This window comes from Plantactinospora sp. KBS50, from assembly GCF_002285795.1.
Classification (GTDB): Bacteria; Actinomycetota; Actinomycetes; order Mycobacteriales; family Micromonosporaceae; genus KBS50.
Map to the genome: position 1 here is coordinate 2209131 of NZ_CP022961.1, position 12594 is coordinate 2221724.

The following is a 12594-nucleotide window of genomic DNA, read 5'->3' on the forward strand; positions in this document are numbered from 1 at the left end:
TCGCGACTGCGGGGCTGGCAGGACCGGCCAGCTCCTCGCGCTCACTGGCCACCCTGGCGGATGAGCAGGACGCCGCGGCCCGGCAGCCGGACCGGCTCGCCGGCGATCACCCGGTCGCCGCTCAGCAGCTCCACCCCGGTCACCCGGGCCGGCACCGTCACCGGCTCGGCGTCGTGGTTGAGCAGGAAGGTCAGCCGGGTGCCGTCCGGGGCGACCCGGACGGCCGTCTCCAGCGCGGGCAGGTCCGGGTACGGCCCGAGCAGGTCGTGCCGCTCCAGCACCCGCCGCAGCACCCAGGACACCCCGGCCTGGTCCAGCCCGGCGGCCACGTACCAGCCGTGCCCGGCACCGTACGCGTTGCGGGTGACCGCCGGGGTGCCGGCGTAGAAATCGGACCGGTACTCGCCGACCACCTCGGCGCCGGTCGGGATGACCAGCTCGAACAGCAGCCGCGACGCGACCTCGACGGTGTCCGGACCGGTGCCCAGCCGGACCGGGTTGACCACCTCCGGGCCGCGGGCGTCCCACTCGTCGATCCGGACGCCCATCAGCGGCGCCAGCGGGCCGGGCACGTCGGCCAGGAACGCCTGGTCGTGCTCGTCCACCCGGCCGGACAGGAAGGTCGTCACCACCGTGCCGCCGCGCCGTGCCACCGCCGCGAGCCGTTCGGCCAGGTCACCCTTGACCATGTGCAGCGCCGGGGCGACCACCACGTCGTACCCGGACAGGTCGGCGGTCACCGGAACCACGTCGAGGTCGGCGCCGGCCTCCCAGATCGCCCGGTGGTACGCCTGCACCACGTCCTGATAGCGGACCAGCCGGGACGGGCCGTCGGAGATCTCCAGCGCCCACCAGCTGTCCCAGTCGAACAGCAGCGCCACCCGGGCCGGGGTGCGGGCGCCCAGCGTGGCCCCGCCGAGCCGCTCCAGCTCGGCGCCCAGCTCGGCCACCTCGCGGAACACCCGGGTGTCGGAGCGGCCGGCGTGCCCGATGACCGCGCCGTGGTACTTCTCCGACGCGCCGCGGGAGGCGCGCATCTGGAAGAACAGCACCGCGTCGGCACCGTGCGCCACGGCCTGCCAGCTCCACAGCCGCATCAGCCCCGGACGCTTCAGCGGGTTGACGTCGCGGCACGCGGTGAAGCTGGGGGTCTGCTCCATCAGCCAGAACGGCTGGCCGTCCTTGAGCCCGCGCATCAGGTCGTGGGTGAGCGCCATCCGCGCCGCCGAGTCGTCGTCCGGCGGGTAGTTGTCCCAGGAGGCGAAGTCCAGGTACGGGGCCCAGCGGTGGTAGTCGATCGGCCGGTACATGCCCATGAAGTTCGTGGTGATCGGCAGGTCCGGGCTGGACTCGCGGATGGCCGCCGACTCGTCCCGGAAGTTGGTGAGCATGGCCTCCGACATGAACCGCAGGTAGTCCAGGGTGATGCCCTGGAAGGCCGTGTGGTCCGGGCCGCGCCAGTGTTCGGTGAGCGCCGACGGGGGTTCGATCTCGGCCCAGTCGGTGAAGGTGTGCGCCCAGAACGTCGTGTACCAGGCCGTGTTGAGCGCGTCGAGGGTGCCGTAGCGCTCCCGCAGCCAGTCCCGGAAGCCCGCGGCGCACAGCTCGCAGTAGCAGGCGCCGCCGTACTCGTTGCCGACGTGCCAGGCCAGCACGGCCGGGTTGCCCGCGTACCGCCGGGCGACCCGGCGGGCCAGCTCGGTGGAGAGCCGCCGGAAGGCGGGGGAGCTGGGGCAGGAGTTGTGCCGCTGGCCGAACCGGTGCCGGCGCCCCTCGAAGTCGACCCGGGTCACCTCCGGATACCTGCGCGCCAGCCACGGCGGGTGCGCGCCGGTGCCGGTGGCCAGGCAGATCCGCCGGCCCTGCGCCGCGGCCCGCTCGACGATCCGGTCCAGCAGGGTGAAGTCGTACACGTCCTCGGCGGGCTGGGTGAGGGCCCAGTCGAAGACGCCGAGGGTCACGGTGTCGATCCGGGCGGCGTCGAAGAGCCGGTAGTCCTGCTCCCACACCTCCTCGGGCCACTGTTCCGGGTTGTAGTCGCCGCCGTAGGGGATCCGGGTGGTCGCCGGCAGGGTCACGCCGTGAACTCCTTGGTGATGGTGTCGATCAGCTGGGCGCCGTTGGCCAGCAGGGCCAGCGCGAACAGCGAGGCGATCAGGGCCAGCGCCGGCACCGAGACGAGCGCCGCGATGCCGGCCGCCACCACGAGCAGGCCGACGTTGCCGATGGTGACCTTCGGGGTACGGGCCACGAAGTACACGGCCAGCCGGATGACGTCGCGGGTGCGGAAGGTGAACAGCGAGACGATGATCAGCGCGTTGAGCCCGGCGAAGCCGGCCAGCAGGGCGATCAGGAGCAGCAGCGCGGCCCACCATCCCGGCACCGCCGCGTCCCCGAAGTGGGCCAGGTTGACCGTCAGGACGGTCAGCAGGAGCAGCAGCGGCACCCAGACCAGCAGCGTCTGCGCCACGTTGGCCCGGTAGCCGCGCCAGAAGGCCCGGGCGGGGTGCAGGTCGGTCAGGTCGAGGCTGCGGCGGCGCAGCGCGTACACGGCCGCGGACAGCGCCGGGCCGAGCGGTACGGCGCAGGCGGCGACCAGCGGGATGTTGCTGGCGTCGAGGTCCAGCAGGACCAGCGGCACCAGGCCGGGCGCGGCGGTGAGCAGCACCAGCAGCTCGATCGTCAGCAGCGTGTAGAGCAGCGCCGCGACCTTGGACAGCGGCCCGACGCCGAACTGCGAACGCGGCTCGCTCACGGCTGGTCCTCCCGCGCCAGCAGCGGCAGGCCGTCGTGCCACCAGGGCGGGGTCTCGTCGACCACCGGGGTCAGCTCGGCCAGCGTCACCTCGTGCCGGGACAGTTCCAGGTCGAGGGCGACCCGGCCGGACTCGATCGGCAGGCTCGCGTGCCGCCGGGCCGGCTCGGCCGCCGCGCGCAGCGCGTCGAGCTGCCCTTCCCGCGGCGAGGCCGGGCAGCCCATCTCGCACCAGGCCGCCCAGACGTTGCCGTCCTGTTCGCTGACCGAGGAGCGCAGCAGGAAGGCCGAGGCCGCGGTGCCGGTCCCGACCGGCACCGACAGCCGTACGGTGTGCCGCTGCGGCGCCGGGTCCCGGCCGGTGACGTCCACCGGCGCCCAGGCCAGCACCGCGATCCGGCCGGTGCCGTCCCGGGTGACCAGGTGATCGTCGCCGTGCGCCAGGACCTGCTCACCGAGCCGGGCCATGAACGCGTACAGGTGGTAGGTCGGCTTCTTGATCTGCCGGTGGGCGAGCAGCCCGAACCCGCCGTGCAGCAGCGTGGTCGGGATGCCCACCTCCTCGAACACGTCGCAGAAGGTCCAGTACGAGAACGAGTCGACCAGGTCGCCGCCGGCCGCCAGGACCGGGGCCAGGTACGCGGCGTTGAACGCCGTGTCGTGCACGGGGTTGTCCGGCCGGTACGAGGAGTTGAACTCGGTGATGTGCACGGGCAGGTCGGCCAGCGGCGTGCCGGCCAGATCCCGGCGCGGCTGGGCGAACTGCTCCAGCAGCCGGCCGGCCGGGGCGAGCGTCTGCCGGGTACCGAACGGCACGTGCCGGGCCGGTCCCGAGGTGTACGCGTGCCGGCTGACGAAGTCGACCGGCACCGCGCGTTCGGTGACGAACTCGGCGAACGGCAGCAGCCACTCCGGTCCGCCGGGGGAGACGGCCGGCCCGCCGACCTGCAACCCGGCGTCCACCTCCTTGATCGTGGTGGCCGTCACCTCGTACAGCCGGTGGTAGGCGGCCCGGTCCGCGCCCGCCCAGAAGACGTCCAGGTCGGGTTCGTTCCACACCTCGATGGGCCAGCGGCGCACCTCGTCCAGGCCGTACCGGTCGATCAGGTGCGTCACGGTGGCCCGGACCAGGTCGGCCCAGTCGGCGTGCGAGCGGGGCGGGGTGACGTTGCCGCGCCACCAGAACACCGTCTGGTCGCCGGAGGCCAGCCCGGAGGGCATGAAGCCCAACTCCACGAACGGCCGGATCCCGAGGGCGAGGTACGCGTCCACCACCTGGTCCAGGTAGGTGAACGCGTACCTCGTCCCCCGCGACCCGGCGTGCTCGTACGGCTGGTGCACGCCCAGACCGTCACTGAGCAGCCCGTGGCCGCGGATGTGCCGGAAGCCGATCTCCCGCTGGATCAGCGCCAACGACTCCTGGTAGTCCTGTCGCAACGCCAGGTCGAAGCGGCCGGTGCCGACGCACTGCCGCCAGGCGTCGGGCAGCCGGCGCAGGGACGTGTCGGGAACGCTGATCCGAGCGGGCACGGGTCAGCCGTGTTCCTTCTGGAACCGCTCGTACGCCTTGTTCACGGTGTCCACGTACTGGTCCATGCTCTTGCCCTTGAGTTCGGAAAGGTACGCGTCCCAGTCGCTCAGCGGCCGCTCGCCCAGGATGAACTTGAGGGTCTGCTGGTCGACGTGGTCGCGCAGCCCACTCTCCCACAGCGTCGCCTGCTCGCGCTCGTCGGCGTTGAGCGGCTTCGGCGGAGGCAGCGGCAGCGTCTGGCGCTGGTTCATCAGCTTCTGGTACTCCTGCTCCTCCTGCGGGAACTGCGAGTTGAGCAGGTTGGTGCTGCCGCCGTAGGCGAACACGCCGTTGGAGAACCCGAAGTCGGCGTTCAGCGCCTTCGAGGCGCCCGGGTTCAGGCCGGCCCAGTCGACGTCGGAGGCCAGCTTGAAGGTGCCGGCGTTGACGTCGCCGGTGTAGGTGGTCCCCTCGACGCCCCACTTGGCGAACAGCTCGCCCTCGTCGGAGTACCACAGCCAGTCGATGAACTGCATCATGGCCACGAAGTTCTCGCTGTCCCGCGCCTTCGACGAGATCATCAGGCCGTTCTCCAGCCGGGTGGTGCCGTCCAGGACCGGACCCATCGGTCCGACCGGCAGCGGCAGCTTCGCCACGGTGGCGCCGGAGATCTTCGCGATGTCCTTGCGGTAGCTGTTGACCAGTTCCTGCGCGTTGGTGCTGATCACGAAGGACTTGCCGGCGGCGAACTTCGCCCGCGCGTCCTCGTCGCTCTGGGTGAAGCTCTCCGGGTCGAGCAGCTTCTCCGAGACCAGGGTGTTGAGGTACTGGACGACCTGCTTGTACTGGTCCATGGAGCCGCTGTAGACGAACTTCTTGGCGCCGTCGTCCCAGTGGGTGCTCTGCCAGGCCCAGCCGGCGTAGGTGCCGTACGCGGTGCTGAGGATGCCCAGCAGGTTGTTGGCGCCGGGGCCGGGCGCGTTGCTCCAGCGGTCGGACAGCGGGTACTTGTCCGGGTACGCCTGCTTGATCGCCCGGAGCATGTTGGTGATGTCGTCCCAGGTCTGCGGCGTGGCGATGCCGAGCTTCTCAAGGACGTCGGTGCGGGCGGCCAGGGTGTAGTCCTGCCAGGCGGCCTCGTGCAGGCCCGGCAGCAGGTAGAACTTGCCGTCGGCCTGGCGCAGGCCGTCGATGTTGCTCTCCAGCTTCCACTTGGCGACCTTGTCCTTGAAGTTCGGCATCAGGTCGAGGTAGTCGCTGACCGGCAGGATCGCACCCGAGGCGATGTACTCCTCCTCGCCCGGGTGGTACGTCTTCGGGATGATCGAGGGGGCGTTGCCGCCGCTGATCATCACGCTGCGCTTCTGGTTGTAGTCGCTGAGCGGGATCACCGTCGGGTCGAAGCTGATGTTGGTCCGCTTGCTCAGCTCGGACCAGAACATCCAGTCGGCCTTGTAGGGGTAGCCCGGGTTGCTCAGCACCGCGATCGAGAACTTGATCGGCGCGGTGGCCTTGAACTGGGTGCCGACGCCGAAGTCGTCCATGGCGCCGACCTTGTTCTTGGACAGGTCCTTGCTGTCCTTGGAACTGCTGTCGCTGCCGCAGCCGGCGAGGGTGAAGGCGGCGGCGCCGGCGACGCCGGCTGCCCCGAACAGCAGCCTGCGCCTGGATAGCTCGTGCATGGGGTGGGTCCTTTCGAGGGGTACGAGAGAGACGGGTTAGCCCTTGACGGCGCCGAGCATCACGCCGGATACGAAGTACCGCTGGATGAAGGGGTAGACGAGCGTGATCGGCAGGCAGGTGAGCACGACCGCCACGGCCTTGACGTTCGCCTGGATCTGCAGGGCGGTGTCGCTGGACATGCCGACGTCGGTACCGCTGAGGCCGGCGAGAATGTTGCGCAGGTACACGGTGACCGGCTGGAGTTCCAGGCGGTCCATGTAGAGGAACGCGGAGAACCACGAGTTCCAGAACGAGACCGCGTAGAACAGGATCATCGTGGCGATCACCGCCTTGGACAGCGGCAGCACGACCCTCAGCAGGATGCCGTACGTGTTCAGGCCGTCGACCGCGGCGGCCTCCTCCAACTCGCTGGGCAGGCTCTCGAAGAACGCCTTCATCACCAGCAGGTTGAAGACGCTTATGGCGTTGGGCAGCGCGATGGCCCACAGGGTGTTCCGCAGCCCGAGGTTGCTGACCAGCACGTAGTTGGGGATCAGCCCGCCGTTGAAGAACATCGTGAACAGCGCGACGCCGATCAGCGCCGTCCGGCCCCGCAGGTGCCGCTTGGACAGCACGTACGCGTAGCTGGTGGTCAGCACCATGGCGATGAGCGTGGCCACCGTGGTGTACACGATCGTGTTGCGGTAGTTGGTCCAGAACATCGGGTCGTCCATCACGTGCCGGTAGGTCTGCGTGGTGAAGCCCTTGGGCCAGAGCGTGACCTCGCCGGCGACGATGTAGTGCTCCTGGCTGAACGACCGCGCCAGGATGTTGACCAGGGGAACAGCGTCAACACCACGACACCGGTCAGGAAGATGGCGTTGAAGACCTGGAAGACCCGGTATCCGCGGGTGGTCCGGGGGCCGCGGGTGCGGGGGGTGCGCAGGTTGGTCCGGACCGGCCGGCCGGGCGCACTCGGGTCGATGACGGTTACCACAGGGCGGTCCCCACTAGACGACGGGAGATGGCGTTGGCCGAGAGCACCAGGATCAGTCCGATGACCGACTCGAACAGCCCGATGGCGGCGGCGTAGCTGAAGCTGCCGGACACGACGCCGACCCGGTACAGGTAGGTCGAGATGACGTCGGCGGTCGGGTAGGTCAGCGGGTTGTACAGCAGCAGGATCTTCTCGAAGCCGATCGCCATGAACGTGCCGATGTTGAGGATCAGCAGCGTCATCATGGTCGGCCGGATGCCCGGCAGCGTCACGTGCCAGGTCTGCCGCCACCGGCTCGCGCCGTCGATCCGGGCCGCCTCGTAGAGGTTCTGGTCGATGGTGGTCAGCGCGGCCAGGTAGAGGATGGTGCCCCAGCCGACCGTCTGCCACATCTCGGAGGAGACGTAGATCGTCCGGAACCACCCCGGTTTTTGCAGGAAGGGCACGCCCTCCTGGCCTATCGCCCGTAGCCCTTCGTTCACCACGCCGTTCATCGACAGCATCTCGACGATGAAGCCGGCCACCACCACGATCGACAGGAAGTGCGGCAGGTACGAGATGGACTGGACGAACCGCTTGAGCGGCAGCGTCCGGACCTCGTTGAGCAGCAGCGCCAGGATCAGCGGCATCGGGAAGACGAAGATCAGCGTCAGGGCGCCCAGGATCAGGGTGTTGGTGAAGACCCGCCAGAAAGTGGGATCGTTAACAATGAGCCGGAAGTAGTGCATGCCGACCCACTCGTCACCGAAGAGGCTGCCGCCGGGGTGGTATCGGCGGAAAGCGATGATATTGCCCAGCATGGGCAGGTAACGAAATATGACGAAGAACAGCAGCGGCAGGACAACCAGCGAGTACAACTGCCAGTCGCGGCGTAGCGTTCGGCGCCAGGCGGGCCGGTGCGGGCGTACCGGTCGGGCTCGGCCGGACCGGGCGCTTCCCGCGCCCGGCGTCGGCTCCGCCTCCGCCGTCGTGTGGATACTCATCCTCGGACTCCTCATGCGGCGCAGGTCGTGCCGACCGGGTTGCGGCCCTCGTGGTGCTGACCAGGATTTCGGCGTTCGAAACTTTCTGTAAAAGTTGCGGTATCCGTGCGGGGAAATTTAGGTCCGCCGGCTGATGGTGTCAAGGCTCACTCCACAGGTCACGAGCCGGTTTCGGCCCGTGTCCCGGCCGACCAGCGCGGCTGCACACCGCGAAGATCACCAGTACGTTCCGTGCACGATCACCGCTTCGCGGGGGCGGCTGCCGCGGTGAGCGGCGTGTTAAGGTTCTCGAACTTTTTCGATCTTCCGCGTCCGGCGGGGCCGTCGCCGCTCGGCGGGCGCGAGGATCAGGAGTGGACCGCCGACCCCCCTGCGAGGACCGATGGCCCAGTTCGACCTACCGCTTGACCAGCTTCGCCGGTACGCGCCGGACGTGGCCGAGCCGGCGGACTTCGACGCGTTCTGGCGCTCGACCCTGGAGCGCGCCGCGCAGCGGCCGGCGCTCGTGCAGGTGTCCCCGGAGCCGACCGACCTGCGTCTGGTGCAGACCTGGGACGTCACGTTCGCCGGTTACGACGGCGCCCCCGTGCGTGCCTGGTACACCCGCCCGGCCGGGGTCGACACCCCGCTGCCGGTCGTGGTCGAATACGTCGGGTACGGCCGCGGTCGCGGCCTGCCGCACGAGCGGCTCACCTGGTCGGTCGCCGGCTACGCGCACCTGCTGATGGACTCGCGCGGGCAGGCCGGGCAGTACGGGCCGGGCGACACCGCCGACCCGTACGGCACCACCGCCGACGGGCCGTGGGCGGTGACCCGGGGCATCCGTTCCCCGCACGACTACTACTACCGGCGCCTGATCACCGACGCCGTGCGGGCCGTGCAGGCCGCCCGCGAGCTGCCGGGCGTCGACCCGGACCGGGTCGTGGCGGCCGGCAACAGCCAGGGCGGCGGGCTGGCCATCGCGGTGGCCGGGCTCGTCCCCGACCTGACCGCGATGCTGACCACCGCCCCGTTCCTCTGCCACCTCCAACGGGCCATCGAGATCACCGACGACGGGCCGTACGGCGAGGTCGCGCAGTACCTGGCGGTCCATCGGGAGGCCGAGGAGCAGGTCCGGCACACCCTCTCGTACGTGGACGGCGTGACGTTCGCCCGCCGGGCCACCGCACCGGCCCAGTTCGGGATCGGGCTGCGCGACCGGGTGTGCCCGCCCAGCACCGGCTTCGCCGCCTACAACCAGTACGGCGCCGCCAACGGCCGGCCGGACAGTCCGGACCGGGAGGTCCACGTCTACCCGTTCAACCAGCACGAGGGCGGCGAGGCCGTACAGGTCCGCCGGCAGCTGCGCTGGCTCGCCGAGGTGCTGGCCAAGCCCGGCCCGGCTGAGCCGGCCGCCGGCTGAGCCGACCGGGGGCCGCGCCGCCGGCCGAGCCGACCGGGGGCCGCGCCGCCGGCCGAGCCCGGCGGCCGGGCCCACCTCACCAGGGGTGCAGGCTGCCGTCCTCCAGCCGGTTCACCGGCAGGTACGCGGGGGAGTAGGGGTAGCGGGCCGCCGCCTCCTCGTCGATGTCCACCCCGAGGCCCGGCGACTCGCTCGGGTGCAGGTAGCCGTCGGCGAAGTGGTACCCGTGCGGGAACACCGCGTCCGTCTCGTCGGTGTGCCGCATGTACTCCTGCAGCCCGAAGTTCGGGATCGAGATGTCCAGGTGCAGCGCGGCGGCCATGCACACCGGCGACAAATCGGTGGCGCCGTGCGAACCGCTGCGCACGTGGTGCAGGGCGGCGAAGTCGAAGACCCGGCGCAGGTGGCTGATCCCGCCGGCACGCACCACGGTCATCCGGATGTAGTCGATGAGCTGCTCGGAGATGAGCTGCGTGGCGTCCCAGACGCTGTTGAACACCTCGCCCGTGGCGATCGGGGTGGTGGTGTGCTGGCGGATGAGCCGGAAGCCCTCCTGCAACTCGGCGCGGACCGGATCCTCCATCCAGGTCAGCGCGTGCGGTTCGAGGCTGCGGCCCAGCCGGCCCGCCTCGATCGGGGTCAGCCGGTGGTGCACGTCGTGCAGCAGTTGCAGGTTCGGCCCGAACTCGTCCCGGACCCGGGCGAACACCGACGGGGTGTGGGACAGGTACCGCTGCGTCGACCAGGTGGTCTCGGTCGGCCGGGCCGCGTCGGCCGGCTCGTAGAACATCTTGTCGGCGCTCACCCCGTACGTCTTGGCCAGGCCCGGCACGCCGCACTGCACCCGCACCGCCCGGTAGCCCAGGTCCACGAACCGGGCCACCTCGACCAGCACCTCCTCCGGCGTCTCGCCGTTGGCGTGCCCGTACACCGTGACGCCCTCCCGGGACCGGCCGCCCAGCAGCTGGTAGACCGGCAGTCCCGCGACCTTGCCCTTGATGTCCCACAGCGCCGTGTCCACCGCCGCGATCGCGCTCATCGTGACCGGACCCCGCCGCCAGTACGCCCCCTGGTAGAGGTACTGCCAGGTGTCCTCGATCCGGGCCGGGTCGCGGCCGATCAGCAGCGGCACCACGTGCTCGCGCAGGTACGCCTCGACGGCCAGCTCGCGGCCGTTGAGCGTGGCGTCGCCGACCCCGGTGACACCCTCGTCGGTGACGATCTTCAGGGTCACGAAGTTCCGGCCCGGACAGGTGACAATGACCCGAGCATCGACAATCTTCATTGGTCTCCCTCGGTCGGCGCGGGCGCCGGTGCGCGGCCACTCTACCGGCCCGTTCTCGACGTGGCGCGGGCGGTTTCGGCCGACGTGGCGCCGGCCCGTCGCCGCCGCGGCGCGGGCGGTCGCGGTGCGCGGCGGCAGGATTCTGCTGGCGGCAGATCTCCCGCGGGCAGAATCGGGTGCCCCCGGCCGTACCGGTGGGCAAGGCTGGATCCGTCGGAGGCCGGGACGGTCGGCGTCCCGCCGGGGTACGGAGGTGGCCATGCGCACGAACTCGATGGGCGTCTGGATGCGGACGGAGGCGCCCGCCTCGTTCGGCGACGCGGTGCTGGACCGGCTGCTGCGGGAACGGATCGTCTTCCTCGGCACCGAGGTCACCGACGACTCGGCCAACGTCATCTGCGCCCAGATCCTGCTGCTCGCCGCGGACGACCCGGACCGGGACATCCAGCTCTACATCAACTCGCCGGGCGGCTCGATCAGCGCCGGCATGGCGGTCTACGACACGATGCAGTTCGTCAACAACGACGTGGTCACCATCGCCATGGGCCTGGCCGGGTCGATGGCGCAGTTCCTGCTCTGCTGCGGCACCGCGGGCAAGCGGTACGCACTGCCGCACTCGCGGATCATGATGCACCAGCTCTCCGGCGGCTTCGGCGGCACCGCGGCGGACATCGCGATCCAGGCCGAGAACATGCTGCACGTGAAGCGGACCTCGTACGAACTGCTGGCCCGGCACACCGGACACACGGCCGAGGAGATCGAGCGGGACTCCGACCGGGACCGCTGGTTCACCGCCACCGAGGCCCGCGACTACGGGATGATCGACCAGGTCATCGCCCGCGCGGCGGACATGCCGGCCGGCTAGACCGGTCCGCCCACCCGCAGCGGCGTCCGGGGCACCGCGGGGGCCAACCCCGCGGGCGTCCGCGGGGTCCACCCGCGCTCGACGTCGAGCCCGGGGGTCCCGGCCCCGGGCGCGGTCACAGGTCGCGCAGGCGCGGGAGGAACTCGTCCCGGGCCCAGTCGAGGAACAGCGGCTGGCTGTTGCCGCCGATCTGCACGACCGCCACGTGCGTGAAGCCCGCGTCGACGAACCTCTTGAAGGCCGCGACGTGCGCGTCGACGTCCGGCCCGCACGGGACGGCGCGGGCCACGTCCTCCTCCCGGACGAAGGCGGTCGCGCTGTCGAACGACGGCGGTCCGGGCAGGTCCGCGTTGACCTTCCAGCCCAGCCCGGACCACCGGAACTGGTCGTGCGCGATCCGGCGGCACTCCCGCTCGTCCGGGCCGTAGCAGATGGCCACCTGCCCGTACCGCGGTTTGCCGGCGCCGCCGGCGTCGTCGAAGAGGTCCACCACCCGCGGGTCCGGCTCGGTGTTGATCAGCGCGTCGCCGTACTCGGCGGCCAGTTCCACCGACGACGGCCCGGACGCGGCCACGGCGACCGGCACCGGGGTGTCCGGCCGGTCCCACAGGTACGCCTCGGGCACGCTGAAGTGGTCGCCGGAGTAGGTGAGCGTCTCGCCGTCCAGCAGCGGCCGGATGATCTGTAGCGCCTCCTCCAGCATCTCGTGCCGTTCCTGCACGTGCGGCCAGCCGCCCACCACGTGTTCGTTGAGGTTCTCCCCGGCGCCGAGGCCCAGGGTGAACCGGCCGCCGGAGAGCAGACCGACGGTGGCGGCCTTCTGCGCCACCACGGCGGGGTGGTAGCGGCGGGTCGGGCAGGTCACCATCGTCATCAGGTCCATCCGGGTGGTCGCGTGGGCGACCGCGCCGAGCACCGACCAGGCGTACGGGGAATGCCCCTGGGATTCCAGCCACGGGTGGTAGTGGTCGGAGATCGCCACCAGGTCGAAGCCGGCGTCCTCGGCCCGGACCGCGTGGTCGACCAGTTGCCGCGGCCCGGCCTGTTCGCACATCAGCGTGTATCCCACTGCGACCACGGCGGTCCTCCTCGCTCCGATCGGCCCCCGGGCCAGTACCCCCTGCGGGACGTCCCGA

At 70.7% G+C, this 12594-nt stretch carries 9 protein-coding genes and 1 pseudogene; 2 read left to right on the top strand and 8 right to left on the bottom strand.

Going from position 1 to position 12594, the window contains the following annotated elements:
- Positions 1-41 precede the first annotated feature (41 nt).
- From CIK06_RS09790 to CIK06_RS09815, 6 genes and pseudogenes are all read right to left on the bottom strand, one after another.
- A complete protein-coding gene (locus CIK06_RS09790; protein WP_095564565.1) occupies positions 42-2078 on the bottom strand; it encodes a beta-galactosidase in 2037 nt (678 codons plus the stop codon).
- Positions 2075-2755, bottom strand: a complete 681-nt coding sequence (locus CIK06_RS09795) for a DUF624 domain-containing protein (RefSeq protein ID WP_095564566.1) — start codon at positions 2753-2755, stop codon at positions 2075-2077. Before CIK06_RS09795 ends, CIK06_RS09790 begins: the two co-directional genes overlap by 4 nt.
- Entirely contained in the window at positions 2752-4284 is a 1533-nt protein-coding gene (locus CIK06_RS09800) for a xylan 1,4-beta-xylosidase (protein ID WP_232534116.1), read from the bottom strand. Before CIK06_RS09800 ends, CIK06_RS09795 begins: the two co-directional genes overlap by 4 nt.
- Before the next feature lie 3 nt (positions 4285-4287).
- Positions 4288-5946, bottom strand: coding sequence for an extracellular solute-binding protein (locus tag CIK06_RS09805; protein ID WP_095564567.1), 1659 nt, complete (start codon positions 5944-5946; stop codon positions 4288-4290).
- 36 nt (positions 5947-5982) lie between these two features.
- A pseudogene (locus CIK06_RS09810) lies at positions 5983-6872 on the bottom strand (carbohydrate ABC transporter permease).
- A 44-nt stretch (positions 6873-6916) separates the two neighbouring features.
- Complete coding sequence (locus tag CIK06_RS09815; protein ID WP_095564568.1) at positions 6917-7906, bottom strand: sugar ABC transporter permease; 990 nt, start codon at positions 7904-7906, stop codon at positions 6917-6919.
- Between the two features lie 382 nt (positions 7907-8288).
- Between CIK06_RS09815 and CIK06_RS09820 the strand changes: the two genes are divergently transcribed.
- Positions 8289-9308 carry an acetylxylan esterase gene (locus tag CIK06_RS09820; protein WP_095564569.1) on the top strand — a complete coding sequence of 340 codons (1020 nt, stop codon included), beginning with the start codon at positions 8289-8291 and terminating at the stop codon, positions 9306-9308.
- Positions 9309-9384: 76 nt separating this feature from the next.
- On the opposite strand, the gene manD is transcribed toward CIK06_RS09820, so the two are convergent.
- Complete coding sequence (manD, locus tag CIK06_RS09825) at positions 9385-10593, bottom strand: D-mannonate dehydratase ManD (RefSeq protein WP_095564570.1); 1209 nt, start codon at positions 10591-10593, stop codon at positions 9385-9387.
- 259 nt (positions 10594-10852) lie between these two features.
- Between manD and CIK06_RS09830 the strand changes: the two genes are divergently transcribed.
- Complete coding sequence (locus tag CIK06_RS09830; RefSeq protein ID WP_369916124.1) at positions 10853-11458, top strand: ATP-dependent Clp protease proteolytic subunit; 606 nt, start codon at positions 10853-10855, stop codon at positions 11456-11458.
- A gap of 115 nt (positions 11459-11573) precedes the next feature.
- On the opposite strand, the gene CIK06_RS09835 is transcribed toward CIK06_RS09830, so the two are convergent.
- Entirely contained in the window at positions 11574-12536 is a 963-nt protein-coding gene (locus CIK06_RS09835; RefSeq protein WP_095564571.1) for a TIGR03557 family F420-dependent LLM class oxidoreductase, read from the bottom strand.
- Positions 12537-12594 lie beyond the last annotated feature (58 nt).

Bases quoted from the DNA above. Each gene is read 5' to 3' on its own strand.
- CIK06_RS09805 (WP_095564567.1), bottom strand. From the start codon at position 5,946: ATGCACGAGCTATCCAGGCGCAGGCTGCTGTTCGGGGCAGCCGGCGTC.
- CIK06_RS09815 (WP_095564568.1), bottom strand. From the start codon at position 7,906: ATGAGTATCCACACGACGGCGGAGGCGGAGCCGACGCCGGGCGCGGGA.
- CIK06_RS09820 (WP_095564569.1), top strand. From the start codon at position 8,289: ATGGCCCAGTTCGACCTACCGCTTGACCAGCTTCGCCGGTACGCGCCG.
- manD (WP_095564570.1), bottom strand. From the start codon at position 10,593: ATGAAGATTGTCGATGCTCGGGTCATTGTCACCTGTCCGGGCCGGAAC.
- CIK06_RS09830 (WP_369916124.1), top strand. From the start codon at position 10,853: ATGCGCACGAACTCGATGGGCGTCTGGATGCGGACGGAGGCGCCCGCC.